The following is a 16,565-nucleotide window of genomic DNA, read 5'->3' as shown; positions in this document are numbered from 1 at the left end:
GAATCGCACCATGCGTCGCCTAGCCCTGTTTCTGATCAGCTTGTGCCTGGCGCTGCCGGTACTGGCTGCCGATGCCGCCAAACCCGAGCGCAAGGAAGTGTTCGGCGACGTGACGGTGCACTACAGCGCCTTCACCTCCAGCATGCTGCAGCCGGACATTGCCGCCGCCACTGGGCTTGTCCGCAGCAAGAATCAGGGGGTGCTCAACATCGCCGTGCTCAAGGCCAGCAAACCCGCCATGGCGGTGGTCAGCGGCACGGTAAAAGACCTCACCGGGCGCAGCAACCCGCTGTCGTTCAAGCAGATTACCGATCGAGGCGCGATTTACTACATCGCCCAGTTCAAGATCCAACAGGCCGAGACGCTGACCTTCGACCTGAATGTCGAAACCGGCGGGGTCAGCCATAAACTCAGCTTCAACCAGGAAGTGTTCCCAGGCGAATGATGAATCTCCAGCAACTCGTATTGGCCAGCCACAATGCCGGCAAACTCAAGGAACTTCAGGCCATGCTCGGCCAGACCGTGCAACTGCGCTCGATTGGTGAGTTCAGCCAGGTAGAACCCGAAGAAACCGGCCTGTCGTTCGTCGAGAACGCCATCCTCAAGGCGCGCAATGCTGCACGCATCTCCGGGCTGCCGGCGCTGGCCGACGACTCTGGCCTGGCGGTCGACTTTCTCGGTGGCGCGCCGGGCATCTACTCGGCGCGCTATGCCGACGGCAAGGGCGATGCGGCAAACAACGCCAAGCTGCTCGAAGCACTCAAGGATGTACCGCAAGATCAGCGCGGCGCCCAGTTCGTCTGTGTGCTGGCACTGGTACGCCACGCCGACGATCCACTGCCCATCCTCTGCGAAGGCCTTTGGCATGGGCGCATCAGGTTCGAAGCCAGCGGCGATCAAGGCTTTGGCTATGACCCGCTGTTCTGGGTGCCTGAGCGCAACTGCTCGAGCGCCGACCTCGCGCCTGCCGACAAGAACCAGCTCAGCCACCGCGCCCGCGCCATGGCCCTGCTGCGCCAACGTCTGGGCCTGGCATGATCGAATTGTTGTCCACCCAGCCGCGCCAGCCTGGCGTGGCGGGTTTCGCCACGTTGCCACCTTTGGCACTGTACATCCACATTCCTTGGTGCGTGCGCAAATGCCCTTACTGCGACTTCAACTCCCATGCAGCTGGGCCTGAGCTTCCGGAAGAGGCCTATGTCGATGCCCTGCTGACCGACCTAGACCAAGAGCTGCCTGCGGTTCAGGGAAGGCCAATTTCGTCGATCTTCTTCGGCGGCGGCACCCCTAGCCTGTTCAGCGCCAATGCCCTTGGCAGGTTGCTGCGCGGCGTGGAGCAACGCATCCCCTTCGCGCCGGACATTGAAATCACGCTGGAAGCCAACCCAGGGACGTTCGAGCAGGAGAAGTTCAAGGCGTACCGGCAGACGGGCATCAATCGCCTGTCGATTGGCGTGCAAAGCTTCCAGCCGGCCAAACTGCAGGCGCTTGGGCGCATCCACAATGGCGACGAAGCCATTCGCGCAGCGGGCATGGCCCGGGCGGCCGGCTTCGACAACTTCAACATGGACCTGATGCACGGCCTTCCGGATCAGTCACTGGACGATGCGTTGGGCGACCTGCGCCAGGCCATCGACCTGGGGCCAACGCACCTGTCCTGGTACCAGCTGACCGTGGAGCCGAACACGGTGTTCTGGAACCAACCACCTGAACTGCCCGAGGACGACATTCTTTGGGACATTCAGGAGGCCGGCCAGGCACTGATGGCGGCGCACGGCTACAAGCAGTATGAGGTTTCGGCCTATGCCCAGGCGGGGCGTGCTGCCAAGCACAACCTCAATTACTGGCGCTTTGGCGATTTTATCGGCATCGGCGCCGGCGCCCACGGCAAGCTGACCTTTGCCGACGGCCGTATCCTGCGCACCTGGAAAACCCGCTTGCCCAAGGACTACCTGAACCTGGCCAAGCCGTTCAAGGCCGGCGAAAAGCTGCTGCCGGTGGACGAGCTGCCGTTCGAGTTCCTGATGAACGCGCTGCGCCTGACCGATGGCGTAGAAGCCGAGCTGTTCAGCCAGCGTACCGGCTTGCCACTGGCGCAACTGGCCGAGGCCCGCCGCGCCGCCGAACAAAAAGGCCTTTTGCAGGTCGAACCGGATCGGTTGGTGGCCACGCCACGCGGCCAGTTGTTCCTCAATGACCTGCTGCAGTATTTCTTGACCTAAGGATGACCCATGGATCTGGTACTTGACCTGCTGGCAACGGTTTCCCGCTGGAGCCGTAGCAACCTGTCTGAGATTTCGCTGGCCTTGGTGGGCTGCCTGCTGGTGCTGTTTGGCACCGATATCAAGGGCTGGGTGGAACAACGGCTGGGCGGCCTGGCAGGTGCCCTGCGGGTTCCGTTCATGGCGCTGCTGGTGATGATCGGCAGCGGCGCGGCGCTGATCTATGCCACGCCGTGGGTGGTGAAGGGGCTGAGCCAGTTCAACAACTACGCGTTGGCGCCGGTGCTGTTGGTGGTGCTGGTGTTGATTGGCGTGGTCGCTGATCGGCGGGGGTAAAGCTGACTGACTGGAAGCTGCCCCGCAAAACCAGGGCAGCTCTACCACTCGACTGCCCTTTGCAGGGAGCCACCGAGGCGGTCAGGCGTACCCCCTCGGCCTTGTTTACAAACAAGCCCCGGAGGGCTTGCATAGGCGGCTCAGCGCAACATCGAAAGGCTCAAACAGCCAATCAACCCACCTTCTCGAATTTCAAATCCCAAACCCCATGCCCCAAGCGCTCACCACGGCGCTCGAACTTGGTGATTGGACGTTCTTCGGGACGCGGTACATAAGCCCCGTCTGCGGCCAGGTTTCGGTACCCCGGCGCCGCGCTCATCACTTCCAGCATGTATTGGGCATACGGCTCCCAGTCAGTGGCCATATGGAATATGCCACCCGGTTTGAGCTTGCGACGCACCAGCTCGGCGAACTCCAACTGCACGATACGACGCTTGTGGTGGCGCGCCTTGTGCCATGGGTCAGGGAAGAACAGCATCAAGCGGTCGAGGCTGTTATCGGCCACACAGCGGTTGAGCACTTCGATGGCGTCGCAATCGTACACCCGCAGGTTCTTCAGGCCCTCGGTCAGCACGCCGTTAAGCAGCGCGCCGACACCCGGGCGGTGCACTTCAACACCGATGAAGTCTTGCTCAGGTGCGGCAGCGGCCATCTCCAAGAGGGAATGGCCCATGCCGAAACCGATCTCCAGGGTGCGTGGCGCCGAACGGCCGAACACCTGGTCATAGTCCACCGGGCTTTCGGCCAGCGGCAGGATATACAGCGGGCCGCCCTGGTCCAGGCCGCGTTGCTGGCCTTCGGTCATGCGCCCGGCGCGCATCACGAAACTCTTGATGCGGCGGTGTGGACGCGCTTCGCCGTCGGTGGTGATCGGCGTATCTTGCGATTCAGTCATCAGTAGCTCTTACTTGATCAGACCATCCAGCGGCGAAGACGCGCTGGCATAGAGTTTCTTCGGCATGCGCCCGGCGAGGTAGGCCATGCGCCCGGCGACGATTGCGTGTTTCATGGCCTCGGCCATCAGCACGGGCTGCTGGGCGTGGGCGATGGCCGAGTTCATCAGCACCGCTTCACAACCCATTTCCATGGCGATGGTGGCATCGGAGGCGGTACCCACGCCTGCATCGACCAGCACCGGCACCTTGGATTCTTCCAGGATGATCTGCAGGTTGTACGGGTTGCAGATGCCCAGGCCAGTGCCGATAAGGCCGGCCAGCGGCATGACCGCGATGCAGCCTGCTTCGGCCAGTTGACGGGCAATGATCGGGTCATCGCTGGTGTAGACCATCACGTCGAAGCCGTCCTTGACCAGTACTTCGGCGGCCTTGAGGGTTTCGATCACGTTGGGGAACAGGGTCTTCTGGTCTGCCAGGACCTCCAGCTTGACCAGGTTATGACCATCGAGCAGTTCACGGGCCAGGCGGCAGGTGCGCACCGCTTCGACGGCGTCATAGCAGCCGGCGGTGTTCGGCAGAATGGTGTAACGGTCCGGTGGCAGCACATCGAGCAGGTTCGGTTCGCCCGGGTTCTGGCCGAGGTTGGTGCGGCGCACGGCGACAGTGACGATTTCGGCGCCCGAGGCCTCGATGGCCAGGCGGGTTTCTTCCATGTCACGGTATTTGCCGGTGCCGACCAGCAGGCGCGACTGGAAAGTGCGCCCGGCCAGGGTAAAGGGCTTGTCGCTACGAACGTTGCTCATCAAAGATCCTCTGGAAAAGGTTGCTGGGCTTGCAGGTGAATCGCCAGGCCGGAATCAGCCGCCGCCAATAGCGTGGACCACTTCGACCTGGTCGCCGTCGTTGAGCTGCGTGCTGTCGTGCTGACTGCGCGGCACGATATCCAGGTTCAATTCCACTGCCACCCGGCGCCCGGTCAGCTCCAGGCGGGTCAGCAGCGCCGCGACGCTTTCGCCAGCGGGCAATTCATAGGGTTCACCGTTCAATTGAATGCGCATGCGCACGGCCACCATTGTGCGTTGGGGGCCAGCATTCTAGCGCCGATCAACGCGTTAACCCAAGGGCGGTGCACGCCATTAGTCGTGATTGTGGACCGCTTGGTCAGCCTAAACGCCATGCTGCCATGCCCAGGCAGACCCAGCCGGCCAGGAAGCACAAGCCGCCGATAGGGGTGATGATGCCAAGCTTGCCCAGCCCGCTGAGGGTCAGCAGGTACAGGCTACCGGAGAACAGCACGATGCCCAGGGCGAACAGACCACCGGCCCAGCCAACCAGGCGCCCCGGCAAATGCGCCGCGAGCAGCGCGACCCCGAAGATTGCCAAGGCATGTACCAGTTGATAGGTCACTCCGGTTTGAAAGATGGCCAGGTAATCTGCGCTCAGGCGGTTTTTCAGCCCATGGGCGGCGAATGCGCCCAGGCCGACACCGGTAAAGCCGAAAAGGGCGGCGAGCATGAGGAAGGTGCGAAGCATGGGACGACTCCTGGGATCGGGTCTGTATAATGGCCCGTTCCACCGGTCCGGCCAAGCCATCGCCATGCTGTCATCCCTATTCCGTCGCCTCGCCCGCGCCCTGTTCTGGTTCGCTGCCGGCAGCATCGTGCTGGTGCTGGTGTTCCGCTGGGTGCCGCCTCCCGGCACGGCATTGATGGTCGAGCGCAAGGTGCAGTCGTGGGTCAGTGGCGAGCCGATCGACCTGCAGCGCGACTGGCAGCCGTGGGAAAATATCTCGGATGACCTCAAGGTCGCGGTCATCGCCGGTGAAGACCAGAAGTTCGCCAACCACTGGGGGTTCGACATCCCCGCCATCCAGGCGGCGCTAGCCTATAACGAGCGCGGCGGCAGCATCCGTGGTGCCAGCACCTTGACCCAGCAGGTGGCCAAGAACCTGTTCCTGTGGTCGGGTCGCAGTTGGTTGCGCAAGGGGCTGGAGGCCTGGTTCACGGCGCTGCTGGAACTGTTCTGGTCGAAAGAGCGGATCCTCGAGGTCTACCTGAACAGTGCCGAATGGGGCAAAGGGGTATTTGGTGCCCAGGCTGCGGCGCGCTACCACTTCGGTATCGATGCCAGCCGCCTGAACCGCCAGCAGGCTGCTCAATTGGCTGCGGTGCTGCCCAGCCCCATCAAGTGGAGCGCCAGCCGGCCGAGCGCCTACGTGGCGAGCCGGGCAGGCTGGATTCGCCGGCAAATGAGCCAGCTGGGTGGGCCGAGCTACCTGATGCAGCTGGATGCTTCGCGCAGGCCCTGAATTGATACGCTGACTTTGACTGCCCCTTCCCGAGGCCGGTAAAGCATACGCAAACAAAAAAGCCGCTCACCCTGTCATGGGCCAGCGGCTTTTCAGTGCATCAGGCGCCAATCACGCAGCAATCAACGCCTTCACCTTGTTCATCGCATTCTTTTCCAGCTGGCGAATACGCTCAGCCGAAACGCTGTACTTGTCTGCCAGCTCATGCAATGTGGCTTTCTCTTCAGCCAGCCAGCGCTGGTAGAGAATGTCGCGGCTACGCTCGTCCAGGCCCTGCAAGGCTTCATGCAGGTTGCTGGTGGAGTTGTCGCTCCAGTCAGCGTCCTCAAGCTGCACAGCCGGGTCGTAGCGATGGTCTTCCAGGTAATGTGCAGGCGACTGGAAGGCGCTGTCGTCGTCCGCCTCTGCTGCCGGGTCGAAGGCCATGTCCTGGCCACTCAGACGGCTTTCCATCTCACGCACTTCACGCGGCTCGACGCCGAGGCTTTCAGCCACGCGGTGCACTTCATCGTTGTTCAACCAGGCCAGACGCTTCTTCTGGCTGCGCAGGTTGAAGAACAGCTTGCGCTGGGCCTTGGTGGTAGCCACCTTGACGATGCGCCAGTTGCGCAGGATGAATTCGTGGATTTCAGCCTTGATCCAGTGCACGGCGAACGACACCAGGCGCACACCCATTTCCGGGTTGAAGCGCTTGACCGCCTTCATCAGGCCGACGTTGCCTTCCTGAATGAGGTCGGCCTGGGCCAACCCGTAGCCAGCATAGCTGCGGGCGATATGTACGACGAAGCGCAGGTGGGCCATCACCATTTGCCGAGCGGCCTCAAGATCCTGCTCATAATAGAGACGCTCGGCCAGATCACGCTCCTGCTCGACAGTCAGCAGCGGGATGCTGTTGACCGTGTGCACGTAGGCTTCCAGGTTTGCACCGGGAACCAGGGCATAGGCAGGTTGCAACGATGTGGTCATTCAAGAACCTCCGACTTACCAGACTCGTGCCTTGTGAGCACTGCCAACATAGACCTGGAACCAAGGTGCAAGTTCCAAAAATGAAAAATTGTCAATGCTGGCTCAGAAAAACTATCGCGGGGCCAACTCGTTCAAATGCCGAGCCACCGCAATCCATGCACCGATATACCCCAACAGTACCGCCCCGATCAAGAGCGACAGACCATCGGATGCTGGCACACCGCCCAGGGAGAAGTCGCTGCCGTAGAGCCCGGACAGCCCTACCACGGCCTCGTTCAGCCAGTTGAGGCCGAACGCGAGGATACCCCAGGCAAGCAGGCCCGCACCCAGGCCGTACAACGCGCCCATGTACAGGAAAGGCCGACGGACGTAGCTGTCGGTGCCGCCTACCAGCTTGATGACTTCGATCTCGGTACGGCGGTTTTCAATATGTAGACGAATTGTGTTACCGATTACTAACAGCAAGGCAGAAATAAGCATCACCGCCAGGCCGAAGACGAACCGGTCGCCCAGCTTGAGGATCGCCGCCAGGCGCTCCACCCACACCAGGTCGAGTTGTGCATTTTCCACTCGCGGCAGCTCGGCCAGACGTTGCCGCAGCGCTTCCAGAGCCGGCTTGTCGACTTCGGTCGGGGTCACCACCACGACACCAGGCAGCGGGTTGTCGGGCAGTTCACGCAGGGCTTCACCCAACCCGGACTGCTGCTGGAACTCTTCCAGCGCCTGCCCTGGGCTGATGTACAAGGCATCGGCCACCCCAGGCATGCCTTTGATCTCTTGGCCCAGGGCCTCGCCCTCCTTGCTGCCCGCGTCGAGCTTCAGGTACAGGGAAATCTGCGCGGCGCGCTGCCAGGAGCCCCCCAGCTTCTCGACGTTCTTCAACAGCAGCGAAAGGCCCATGGGCATGCTCAGCGCCACGGCCATCACCAGGCAGGTGAAGAAGCTGCCGATCGGCTGCTTGCCCAGGCGACGCAGGCTGTCGGCCAAGCTGGCACGGTGGCTGTCCAGCCAGGCGTGCAACAGCGTGCGGAAGTCCGGGCCGTCATCATCATGCTCGCCGCGCTTTTTCCGGGTATCCGCGTCGGCGGCCTTTGGGGCGACCCGTTCGGAAACCTTGGGTGTACGTGTAGTGCTCATTGCCCGGCCTCCCCATCGCCGATCAGACGGCCGCGCTGCAAGGTCAGCATGCGGTGGCGCATGCGCGCAATCAGTGCCAGGTCATGGCTGGCGATCAACACCGTGGTACCCAGCCGATTGATGTCCTCGAACACCCCCATGATCTCTGCGGCAAGGCGCGGGTCGAGGTTACCGGTGGGTTCGTCGGCCAGCAGCAAGGCGGGCTGGTGGACGATCGCACGAGCGATACCGACCCGCTGCTGCTGGCCGGTGGACAGGTCGGCCGGGAACAGCTCACCCTTGTCGACCAGCGACACACGCTCCAGCGCCGAATCCACGCGTTTGGCGATCTCTGCCTTGGACAGGCCGAGAATCTGCAGCGGCAGGGCGATGTTGTTGAAAACGGTGCGGTCGAACAGCAACTGGTGGTTCTGGAACACCACCCCGATCTGCCGACGCAGGAACGGGATCTGCGCATTGCTGATCTGGCCCAGGTCCTGCCCTGCCAGCATCAACTTGCCGCTGGTGGGGCGTTCCATGGCCAGCAGCAGGCGCAGCAAGGTGCTCTTGCCGGCCCCGGAATGGCCGGTGACGAACAGGAATTCGCCCCGGCGCGCCCGGAAACTCAGCTCATGCAAGCCAACATGGCCGTTGGGGTAGCGCTTGGCAACCTGTTCGAATCGGATCATGGGTGCTCTCGCTCGGCAAACAGAGCCTTGACGAACGGCTCGGCTTCGAAGGTGCGCAGGTCGTCGATACCTTCACCCACGCCGATGAAGCGGATCGGAATGTTGAACTGCTTGGCAAGCGCGAAGATCACGCCACCCTTGGCGGTGCCGTCCAGCTTGGTCAGGGCCAGGCCGGTCAGCTCGACGCTCTGGTTGAAGTATTTGGCCTGGCTGATGGCGTTCTGGCCAGTACCGGCATCGAGCACCAGCAGCACCTCATGCGGCGCCTCGGCGTCAAGCTTGCCGATGACCCGGCGAACCTTTTTCAGCTCTTCCATCAGGTTGTCTTTGGTGTGCAGCCGGCCGGCGGTATCGGCGATCAGCACATCGACGCCACGGGCCTTGGCGGCCTGCACGGCATCGAAGATCACCGACGCGGAGTCGGCACCGGTGTGCTGGGCGATCACCGGGATCTGGTTGCGCTCGCCCCAGACCTGCAACTGCTCGACGGCGGCAGCACGGAAGGTATCACCCGCGGCCAGCATGACCTTCTTGCCCTCGAGTTGCAGCTTCTTGGCCAGCTTGCCGATAGTGGTGGTCTTGCCGGCGCCGTTGACGCCTACCACGAGGATCACATAGGGCTTGTTCTGCGCCTGGATCTTCAGCGGCTGCTCGACCGGGCGCAGCAGCGCGGCCAGTTCTTCCTGCAGCGACTTGTACAGGGCATCGGCATCGGCCAGCTGTTTGCGCGCAACCTTCTGGGTCAGGTTCTGAACGATGGTCGAGGTCGCCTCCACGCCAACGTCGGCGGTCAGCAAGCGTGTTTCGATCTCGTCTAGCAGGTCATCATCAATGACTTTCTTGCCCAGGAACAGGCTGGCCATGCCTTCGCCGATGCTGGCGCTGGTCTTCGACAGGCCCTGCTTGAGGCGAGCGAAGAAGCCGGGCTTGGCAGGTTCGGCAACGGCTGGGGTGACGGCCGCGACGGCCTGTTCGGGGGCCGGGCGCTCGGGGATCGCTGGCGGGGCTTTTGGCTCAAGGTCTGGAACCAGGGCGACCGGCTCTTCGGCAACGGGCAAGACCAGGTTGCTGACCGGGGCTTCGGGGGCTGCTGCGACTGGAGCAGGGCTTTCGAGCTGCGCAGCAGCGGGCTCAGCACTCGCAGGCAAGTCCGCCCTCACAGGGGCCGGGACAGGCTCGGGAACCGGCACTGGCTCAGGGGCTGGAGCAGGCTCAGGGACCGGTGCAACCTCAGGAGCCGGAGCGGGCTCAACGACAGGCGCAGGCTGGGGGGCCTGCACCGGCTCAGCGGGCCGTACCGGCTCAACGGCAGGCGGGGGCGCTTCGGCAACCACCGGCTCGGCCGCTGCCACTTCAGGCTGCTCGGCGGCAGGCTGCGGCGATACCGGCTCTACTGCCTGAGCATCAGGGGCTTGTGGCTGTTCGGCGACAGGTTGCTGCGGCTTCTTGCGAAACCAGCTGAACAGGCCTTTTTTCTCGCCAGCCTCGGCCGGCGCTTTTTTGTCGTCGTTGGAACCAAACATGGAAGACGGCTATCTCAGGGTAGCGATGGGCCAGCAGCGGCTCATCTGGAATTCTCTAAACGCAGAACAGACTGTTTTGAAGCCGGCTGGTTCATGCGCAATGTTTTGTCTTAATGGACCTGCAGGCCAGAACGGCGACAGGCATGGTCGCCAGGCAACCGGATCAGTATCCTAGCACCTCCTGGCCCGCCGACGCTAAACCCTGCGGGCCGCCGAACAGGTTAAACACCTTATGAATGCTCTAGCCCGCCGCGCCGCTGGCCTGTTGCTCAGCACGCTCTGCCTGCCGCTCGCAGCCTTTGCCGCCGATGTGCAACCCACCCACGAATTCATCCTCGACAACGGCCTGAAAGTGGTCGTACGCGAGGACCACCGCGCGCCAGTGGTGGTTTCGCAGATCTGGTACAAGGTCGGCTCCAGCTATGAGACACCCGGCCAGACCGGGCTGTCCCACGCTCTGGAACACATGATGTTCAAGGGCAGCGCCAAGGTCGGCCCCGGCGAAGCTTCACGCATCCTGCGCGACCTGGGCGCGGAAGAGAACGCCTTTACCAGCGACGACTACACCGCCTACTACCAGGTTCTGGCCCGCGACCGCCTGCCGGTGGCTTTGGAGCTGGAGGCCGACCGGCTGGCCAGTCTGCGCCTGCCGGCCGATGAGTTCAGCCGCGAAATCGAGGTGATCAAGGAAGAGCGCCGCCTGCGCACTGACGATCAGCCAAGCGCCAAGGCTTTCGAGCTGTTCCGCGCCATGGCCTACCCGGCCAGCGGCTACCACACCCCGACCATCGGCTGGATGGCCGACCTCGAACGCATGAAAGTCGAGGAGCTGCGCCACTGGTACGAGTCCTGGTACGCGCCGAACAACGCCACCCTGGTGGTAGTCGGCGATGTTACCGCCGCCGAGGTCAAAGGCCTGGCGCAGAAGTACTTCGGCAGTATCCCCAAGCGCGCCGTGCCGCCGGCCAAGCTGCCGCTGGAGCTGACCGAGCCAGGCCGGCGCCAGCTGACCCTGCACGTGCGCACCCAACTGCCAAGCCTGATCTACGGCTTCAACGTACCGGGCCTTGCCACCGCCAAGGACCCGCGCACCGCGCACGCCCTGCGGCTGATCTCGGCCTTGCTCGACGGCGGCTACAGCGCCCGCCTGCCTGCGCGCCTGGAGCGTGGCCAGGAACTGGTGGCCGGCGCCTCGTCCAGCTACAACGCCTTCACCCGCGGCGACAGCCTGTTCATGATCTCGGCTACCCCTAACGTACAGAAGCAGAAGACGCTCGCCGATGTCGAGAAAGGCGTCTGGGAGTTGCTCGATGAGCTCAAGACCACCCCGCCGAGCGCCGAGGAACTGGAACGTGTACGCGCCCAGGTGATCGCCGGGCTGGTCTACGACCGCGACTCCATCAGCAGCCAGGCCACCACCATTGGTCAGCTGGAGACGGTCGGCCTGTCCTGGAAACTGATCGACAGCGAACTGGACGAACTCAAGCGCGTGACCCCCGAAGACATCCAGGCCGCCGCACGCACCTATTTCACCCGCGAACGCCTGAGCGTTGCCCATGTACTGCCTGAGGAGTCCGCTCATGAGTGATTGCAGCGCACCACGCTACACCCTGATCGGCACGGGCATCATCGCACTGGTGGTGGCGATGACCTGCGTCCTGGCTCGCCCTGCCCACGCCGAAACCGACAGCACCGCGGCCCGCCCCGCCAATACCCTGCAGTCGCTGGCCGAGCTGGACGGCAAGGCCCCCAGCCGGCGCCAGCTGAACATCCAGAACTGGACCACTGCCGAAGGTGCACGCGTACTGTTCGTCGAGGCCCGCGAGCTGCCGATGTTCGATTTGCGCGTGACCTTCGCCGCCGGCAGCAGCCAGGACGGCAACACGCCGGGCCTGGCCACCCTGACCAATGCCATGCTCAACGAAGGCGTTGCCGGCAAGGATGTGACCGCCATCGCCGAAGGCTTCGAAGGGCTCGGCGCAGACTTCGGCAACGGTTCCTACCGCGACATGGCGGTGGCCTCGCTGCGCAGCCTGAGTGTGAAGGACAAGCGCGAACCGGCCCTGAAGCTGTTCGCTGAAGTAACCGGCAAGCCGACCTTCCCGGAGGACGCACTCAAACGAATCAAGAACCAGCTGCTGGCCGGTTTCGAATACGAGAAGCAGAACCCCGGCAAGATCGCCGGCAAGGCGTTGTTCGGCAAACTTTACGGCGAACACCCTTACGCCCATCCAAGCGACGGCAGCGCTGAAAGCATCCCGGGCATCACCCTGGAACAGCTGCGCGCATTCCACGCCAAAGCCTATGCAGCGGGCAACGCGGTAATCGCACTGGTCGGCGACCTCAGCCGCGAAGAGGCCGAGGCGATTGCCGCCCAGGTCTCCGCCGCCCTGCCCAAAGGCCCGGCACTGGCCAAGCCTGCGCAACCCGTCGAGCCCAAGGCAGGTACCACCCACATCGACTTCCCGTCCAAGCAGACCCACCTGATGCTGGCCGAGCTGGGCATCGACCGCCAGGACCCGGACTGGCCAGCCCTGTCGCTGGGCAACCAGATTCTCGGTGGCGGCGCCTTCGGTACCCGCCTGATGAGCGAAGTGCGGGAAAAACGCGGCCTGACCTACGGCGTATACTCGGTATTCAGCCCGATGCAGGTGCGCGGCCCGTTCATGATCAACCTGCAAACCCGTGCCGAACTCAGCGAGGGCACACTCAAGCTGGTGCAGGGTATCCTTGCCGACTACCTCAAGAGCGGCCCGACCCAGCAGGAACTGGACGACGCCAAGCGCGAACTGGCCGGCAGCTTCCCGCTGTCGAACGCCAGCAATGCGAGCATCGTCGGCCAATTGGGCGCCATCGGCTTCTACAACCTGCCATTGACCTGGCTGGAAGACTTCATGCAGCAGTCCCAAGCGCTGACCGTCGAGCAGGTCAAGGCAGCCATGAACAAGCATTTGGCAGCCGACAAACTGGTGATCGTCACCGTCGGCCCGAGCGTGCCGCAAAAGCCGCTGCCAGCCCCTACTGACAAACCCGCCGAGCAGCCTCTCGGCGTACCGGAGCACTAATGCCTAGATCCACCCCTCCCGCCCGACCTCAGCAGGGCCAAAGCAAGGGACAGGGCCACCTGCGCATCATCGCTGGCGAGTGGCGCAGCCGCCGCCTGGCGGTGCCTGAAGGCGAAGGCCTGCGGCCGACCACCGACCGTGTGCGCGAAACCCTGTTCAACTGGCTGGCGCCCTACATCGAAGGCGCCCGGGTGCTGGATGCCTTTACCGGCAGTGGCGCCCTGGTGCTCGAAGCGTTGTCACGCGGTGCTGCAGATGCCGTAGCACTGGACAGCAACGCGGCGGCTATCAACAACCTGAAGAACAACCTGGAGATCCTGCGCTGCCCGCGCGGGCAAATCCTCCAGACCGACGCCCAGCGCTACTTGCAAGCCCCGGCCAAGCAACAGTTCGACGTCGTGTTTCTCGATCCGCCGTTCCACCAGGACCTGCTGGCCAACACCTGCAACCTGTTGGAGCAGAACCAGTGGCTGCGCGAGCAGGCGTGGATCTACACCGAGAGCGAAGCCGCCCCCTCTACCCTGCAAATGCCAGGCAACTGGCGCCTGCACCGCGAAAAAAAGACCGGCCAGGTGCATTACGCGCTGTGGCAGCGCGCCTGAACGCAGGCCCTAACTATATAGCGCAGGCAAGCGCACAATCTCGCCGAAGCTGCTCCTGGTCACCCCAACCAGGAGCACTTGAGCAATGCCATCGACTCCCCCGTTTACCCTCGACGACCAAACGGTGTCAGCCGGCATCGACTCCATCGCGGATGCCACCCCCCCATCGTTGCAGCATTTCACATTGGATAACGGCCTGGCTGTCTATCTGCGTGAAGACCACAGCACCCCGCTCGCCGCAATCCAGCTCTGGTACCACGTTGGCACCAGCCATGAACCGGCCGGCCATACCAACCTCTCGCACCTGCTGGAACACCTGATATTCGAAGGCAGCCGCAAACTCGAAGCGGGCCGATACACCCAGGTGATCGCGCGGCTCGGCGGAAAGGCCAATGCCACTACCACCGATGACGCAACGGCATACGATGTCCTGTTACCCGCGGCACGATTGCCGATTGCACTCGAAATAATGGCGGATGCCATGGCGGGCGCAACCTTTGGCCAGGCAGACATGGAGCGGGCAGTCAAAGCGATCGAAGACGAGCGCCGACTCAAAGTCGAAAACGCTCCTGCACAGCAGGCAGCTGAACGGCACATAGCGCTTGCTCACGGCAGCAGCCCGTATGCCACGGCGGCGTTTGGCAACCCGGCAGACCTGAACAACATGCGCCTGGATACCGTGCGCACCTGGTATCAAACGTGGTATCGGCCCAATAACGCCACCCTCGTGGTGGTGGGCGCCGTCGACCTTCCCACGCTTCGCCAGCACGTGAGCCGGTATTTCGCCAGCATCGCCAGGGCCCCGCTTGGCGCAGCACCGGTCCCCCGGCATGACGCGCACCTGCAGGAGCGAAGCCAGAAGCTGAAATTGCCAGGCCTGCGTGATGGTTTGTTCATGTCCTTCAATGCACCAAGCCACGCCACGGCCACCGAGGCAACCACAGTGCCTGCCTTGGGCGTGCTCTGTGAAGTGCTTGGCAAAGGGTTCAGCGCAAGGCTCTACAGCGAGCTGGTGCGAGACCGACGGCTGCTCAAGGGCATCGGCCTGTCATATGAGCCAATGGTGCGTGGCGACACGCTGTTGACCCTTTCAACCTATATCAACAGTCAAAGATCCACCCACGAGCACGCCGTAGAAGCGATCTATACCTTGATCGATACCCTGCGCCATACGCTGCTTTCCCCCCAGGAACTGGAGCGCGCGAAACTGCGCATGCTTACCCGCCGCCTGTTCAGCCGCGACAGCGTCACCCTGCAAGCTGGGCGCATCGGCGCAGCGGCGGCCGCTGGTCTGTCTCCCTCGCTGATCGATCAAGAAGCCGAACGTGTCCGCCACCTCGATAGCGCGACATTACGACAGGTAGCGTTCGACTACCTGAGCCGCGAAAGGCTGACCATCACTCATCTGCAAACAGGAGCACCGGCATGAACAAACCTCTTTCCACCAGCAGCATGCCACTGATTTGCAAGGGCCCCATGACCGATACCGCCGTGGCGGCAATGGCCCGGCTGGAGTCCACGCAAGGCCTGGACCTGGAGCAGCACCAGCCCTTGCCGGCCCAGATACAGCAATGGCAGACCGACGAAGGCGCCAAGGTCAGCTTCATGCCATCCCATGACCGCCCGATATTCGACCTGGCGCTACGCTTTCGCGCTGGCAGTGCGCTCGACGGCACTAGCCCGGGCCTGGCCGCCCTTGTCCTTTACAGCCTCGATCAGGGTACCGAGCATCTGGATGCCGCCCAATTCGCACAGGCCATCGAGGGGCTGGGTGCGATCATGGCAAGGCAGATGAACCAGGATGAGGCCGTGATCACGCTGCGCTGCCTGAGCCTGCCGGCACTGCGTACAAGCGCCCTGCAACTGCTCACGCAAATGCTGGCGCGCCCCGCCTTCCGGGAGGAAGCCGTCGCAGGCATCCGCGAACGACTGCTCAACTTCCTTGGCGCAGTTGCATCGAGCCCGGCCTCAGGGATGTCTCACGCGACAATGAGCCATGTATTCGATGGCCACCCCTACGCCACACATTGGGCTGGCACCCCTGAGAGCCTCAAGCAGATCGACGAGCAGCAGCTGCGCGATTTCCACCGACGCGCCTACTCTGCCAACAACCTCGATATCGGCCTGGTGGGCGACCTCTCGCGCGACGAGGCGCAGACACTCATCACTGAACTGCTCCAGGCGCTACCACAACACTGGGCAGGGCAGCTCCCGCCACCGGCGCCGTTGCCAGAGGCGCTCACCCGGCATCAGGAACACACCGCAAGTACGACCCGGGCCACGCTGACTCTGCTGCTGCCCACATCACCCGACAAGCCAGGGTATGCAGCTTTGACCATGCTTGACGAAATCCTCGGCAGCGGCTTCGAGTCGCGTCTGACACAAGAGCTACGAAGCCGACGTGCCTTGACCTACACCATCCGCTCGTCGCTCAGACCCTTTGATGCGGCGAGCCTGCTGCAAATTGAATGGGACATTGCCCCCCAATACCGAGATGCCTCGCGTGAGCTGGTTTCCGGGATGCTGGCTTGCCTGCGCGAGCATGGCCCAAGCCAGGCGGAGTGCGACATGGCGCGCAACCAGATAGCAGGCAGGTTGCATCGCACCATGGCGAGCAACGCAGAGCTGGCCAAGAGCCTGGCAACGTCAAGCCACCTTGGCCAACCTGCAGATCATTTTGCAACCTACATCCAAAGCCTGGCAGCCCTGACGCCCAAGGACATTCGCGAAGCCGCGCGCTTATGGCTGAGCCCTGCGCAGGAAGTGTTCATCACTCTCGGCCCGCCCCATGCGCAACAACCTTTGCCCGAGCTGCCCTGACCGACCAATAGCGCAAGTACAA

General features: G+C 63.1%; 17 protein-coding genes and 1 pseudogene. 10 read left to right on the top strand and 8 right to left on the bottom strand.

Annotated elements, in window-relative coordinates; genetic code table 11:
- Positions 1–10 precede the first annotated feature (10 nt).
- Genes EGJ09_RS08850 through EGJ09_RS08835 form a run of 4 tightly spaced genes read left to right on the top strand, consistent with a single transcriptional unit; the run spans position 11 to position 2,558 of the window.
- Complete coding sequence (locus EGJ09_RS08850) at positions 11–445, top strand: DUF4426 domain-containing protein (protein WP_046787038.1); 435 nt, start codon at positions 11–13, stop codon at positions 443–445.
- Positions 442–1,038: an RdgB/HAM1 family non-canonical purine NTP pyrophosphatase gene (gene rdgB, locus EGJ09_RS08845; RefSeq protein ID WP_125923638.1), complete on the top strand. Its 597-nt coding sequence runs from the start codon at positions 442–444 to the stop codon at positions 1,036–1,038. Before EGJ09_RS08850 ends, rdgB begins: the two co-directional genes overlap by 4 nt.
- Positions 1,035–2,222, top strand: coding sequence for a radical SAM family heme chaperone HemW (gene hemW, locus EGJ09_RS08840; protein ID WP_046787036.1), 1,188 nt, complete (start codon positions 1,035–1,037; stop codon positions 2,220–2,222). Before rdgB ends, hemW begins: the two co-directional genes overlap by 4 nt.
- A 9-nt stretch (positions 2,223–2,231) precedes the next feature.
- Positions 2,232–2,558, top strand: coding sequence for a DUF3392 domain-containing protein (locus tag EGJ09_RS08835; RefSeq protein ID WP_003257821.1), 327 nt, complete (start codon positions 2,232–2,234; stop codon positions 2,556–2,558).
- 172 nt (positions 2,559–2,730) lie between these two features.
- On the opposite strand, the gene trmB is transcribed toward EGJ09_RS08835, so the two are convergent.
- The 4 genes from trmB to EGJ09_RS08815 all read right to left on the bottom strand — a co-directional run bounded on the left by trmB (position 2,731) and on the right by EGJ09_RS08815 (position 4,987).
- Positions 2,731–3,453: a tRNA (guanosine(46)-N7)-methyltransferase TrmB gene (gene trmB, locus EGJ09_RS08830; RefSeq protein ID WP_115273364.1), complete on the bottom strand. Its 723-nt coding sequence runs from the start codon at positions 3,451–3,453 to the stop codon at positions 2,731–2,733.
- Between the two features lie 9 nt (positions 3,454–3,462).
- Positions 3,463–4,257 carry a thiazole synthase gene (locus tag EGJ09_RS08825; RefSeq protein ID WP_008092966.1) on the bottom strand — a complete coding sequence of 265 codons (795 nt, stop codon included), beginning with the start codon at positions 4,255–4,257 and terminating at the stop codon, positions 3,463–3,465.
- A 54-nt stretch (positions 4,258–4,311) separates the two neighbouring features.
- Positions 4,312–4,512 (bottom strand): sulfur carrier protein ThiS, encoded by a 201-nt coding sequence (gene thiS / locus EGJ09_RS08820; RefSeq protein WP_012312305.1) that lies wholly within the window; start codon positions 4,510–4,512, stop codon positions 4,312–4,314.
- Positions 4,513–4,615: 103 nt separating this feature from the next.
- Complete coding sequence (locus tag EGJ09_RS08815) at positions 4,616–4,987, bottom strand: DUF423 domain-containing protein (protein ID WP_115273363.1); 372 nt, start codon at positions 4,985–4,987, stop codon at positions 4,616–4,618.
- 64 nt (positions 4,988–5,051) lie between these two features.
- Here EGJ09_RS08815 and mtgA point away from each other — a divergent pair, with 64 nt between their 5' ends.
- Positions 5,052–5,762: a monofunctional biosynthetic peptidoglycan transglycosylase gene (gene mtgA, locus EGJ09_RS08810; RefSeq protein WP_125923637.1), complete on the top strand. Its 711-nt coding sequence runs from the start codon at positions 5,052–5,054 to the stop codon at positions 5,760–5,762.
- A 111-nt stretch (positions 5,763–5,873) separates the two neighbouring features.
- Here the strand turns inward: mtgA and rpoH are convergent, their stop codons facing one another.
- The 4 genes from rpoH to ftsY all read right to left on the bottom strand — a co-directional run bounded on the left by rpoH (position 5,874) and on the right by ftsY (position 10,056).
- Positions 5,874–6,728, bottom strand: a complete 855-nt coding sequence (gene rpoH, locus EGJ09_RS08805; RefSeq protein ID WP_012312302.1) for an RNA polymerase sigma factor RpoH — start codon at positions 6,726–6,728, stop codon at positions 5,874–5,876.
- 111 nt (positions 6,729–6,839) lie between these two features.
- Entirely contained in the window at positions 6,840–7,865 is a 1,026-nt protein-coding gene (ftsX, locus tag EGJ09_RS08800) for a permease-like cell division protein FtsX (protein WP_125923636.1), read from the bottom strand.
- On the bottom strand, positions 7,862–8,533 hold the full coding sequence (gene ftsE, locus EGJ09_RS08795; protein WP_039601211.1) for a cell division ATP-binding protein FtsE: 672 nt from the start codon (positions 8,531–8,533) through the stop codon (positions 7,862–7,864). Before ftsE ends, ftsX begins: the two co-directional genes overlap by 4 nt.
- Positions 8,530–10,056 (bottom strand): signal recognition particle-docking protein FtsY, encoded by a 1,527-nt coding sequence (ftsY, locus tag EGJ09_RS08790; RefSeq protein ID WP_125923635.1) that lies wholly within the window; start codon positions 10,054–10,056, stop codon positions 8,530–8,532. Before ftsY ends, ftsE begins: the two co-directional genes overlap by 4 nt.
- Before the next feature lie 232 nt (positions 10,057–10,288).
- Here ftsY and EGJ09_RS08780 point away from each other — a divergent pair, with 232 nt between their 5' ends.
- The 5 genes and pseudogenes from EGJ09_RS08780 to EGJ09_RS08760 all read left to right on the top strand — a co-directional run bounded on the left by EGJ09_RS08780 (position 10,289) and on the right by EGJ09_RS08760 (position 16,543).
- Positions 10,289–11,644, top strand: coding sequence for a pitrilysin family protein (locus EGJ09_RS08780; protein ID WP_125923634.1), 1,356 nt, complete (start codon positions 10,289–10,291; stop codon positions 11,642–11,644).
- 124 nt (positions 11,645–11,768) lie between these two features.
- Positions 11,769–13,121: pseudogene (locus EGJ09_RS08775) on the top strand (M16 family metallopeptidase); the annotation flags it as partial.
- The gene (rsmD, locus tag EGJ09_RS08770) at positions 13,121–13,723 is read left to right on the top strand and encodes a 16S rRNA (guanine(966)-N(2))-methyltransferase RsmD (protein WP_012312296.1); all 603 of its coding nucleotides are present in this window, start codon (positions 13,121–13,123) and stop codon (positions 13,721–13,723) included. The pseudogene EGJ09_RS08775 and the gene rsmD, both read left to right, overlap by 1 nt.
- Positions 13,724–13,808: 85 nt before the next feature.
- A complete protein-coding gene (locus EGJ09_RS08765) occupies positions 13,809–15,152 on the top strand; it encodes a pitrilysin family protein (RefSeq protein ID WP_125923632.1) in 1,344 nt (447 codons plus the stop codon).
- Positions 15,149–16,543, top strand: a complete 1,395-nt coding sequence (locus tag EGJ09_RS08760; RefSeq protein WP_125923631.1) for a pitrilysin family protein — start codon at positions 15,149–15,151, stop codon at positions 16,541–16,543. The genes EGJ09_RS08765 and EGJ09_RS08760 overlap by 4 nt, the downstream gene beginning before the upstream one ends.
- The last annotated feature ends 22 nt before the right edge of the window (positions 16,544–16,565 follow it).

It is taken from the genome of Pseudomonas sp. p106 (assembly GCF_003936645.1).
Taxonomy (GTDB): Bacteria; Pseudomonadota; Gammaproteobacteria; order Pseudomonadales; family Pseudomonadaceae; genus Aquipseudomonas; species Aquipseudomonas putida_E.
This window is presented reverse-complemented; position numbering and strand designations above follow the sequence as displayed.

Coding starts and splice junctions, on each gene's coding strand:
- EGJ09_RS08850 (WP_046787038.1), top strand. CDS start 11: ATGCGTCGCCTAGCCCTGTTTCTGATCAGCTTGTGCCTGGCGCTGCCG.
- rdgB (WP_125923638.1), top strand. CDS start 442: ATGATGAATCTCCAGCAACTCGTATTGGCCAGCCACAATGCCGGCAAA.
- hemW (WP_046787036.1), top strand. CDS start 1,035: ATGATCGAATTGTTGTCCACCCAGCCGCGCCAGCCTGGCGTGGCGGGT.
- EGJ09_RS08835 (WP_003257821.1), top strand. CDS start 2,232: ATGGATCTGGTACTTGACCTGCTGGCAACGGTTTCCCGCTGGAGCCGT.
- trmB (WP_115273364.1), bottom strand. CDS start 3,453: ATGACTGAATCGCAAGATACGCCGATCACCACCGACGGCGAAGCGCGT.
- EGJ09_RS08825 (WP_008092966.1), bottom strand. CDS start 4,257: ATGAGCAACGTTCGTAGCGACAAGCCCTTTACCCTGGCCGGGCGCACT.
- thiS (WP_012312305.1), bottom strand. CDS start 4,512: ATGCGCATTCAATTGAACGGTGAACCCTATGAATTGCCCGCTGGCGAA.
- EGJ09_RS08815 (WP_115273363.1), bottom strand. CDS start 4,987: ATGCTTCGCACCTTCCTCATGCTCGCCGCCCTTTTCGGCTTTACCGGT.
- mtgA (WP_125923637.1), top strand. CDS start 5,052: ATGCTGTCATCCCTATTCCGTCGCCTCGCCCGCGCCCTGTTCTGGTTC.
- rpoH (WP_012312302.1), bottom strand. CDS start 6,728: ATGACCACATCGTTGCAACCTGCCTATGCCCTGGTTCCCGGTGCAAAC.
- ftsX (WP_125923636.1), bottom strand. CDS start 7,865: ATGAGCACTACACGTACACCCAAGGTTTCCGAACGGGTCGCCCCAAAG.
- ftsE (WP_039601211.1), bottom strand. CDS start 8,533: ATGATCCGATTCGAACAGGTTGCCAAGCGCTACCCCAACGGCCATGTT.
- ftsY (WP_125923635.1), bottom strand. CDS start 10,056: ATGTTTGGTTCCAACGACGACAAAAAAGCGCCGGCCGAGGCTGGCGAG.
- EGJ09_RS08780 (WP_125923634.1), top strand. CDS start 10,289: ATGAATGCTCTAGCCCGCCGCGCCGCTGGCCTGTTGCTCAGCACGCTC.
- rsmD (WP_012312296.1), top strand. CDS start 13,121: ATGCCTAGATCCACCCCTCCCGCCCGACCTCAGCAGGGCCAAAGCAAG.
- EGJ09_RS08765 (WP_125923632.1), top strand. CDS start 13,809: ATGCCATCGACTCCCCCGTTTACCCTCGACGACCAAACGGTGTCAGCC.
- EGJ09_RS08760 (WP_125923631.1), top strand. CDS start 15,149: ATGAACAAACCTCTTTCCACCAGCAGCATGCCACTGATTTGCAAGGGC.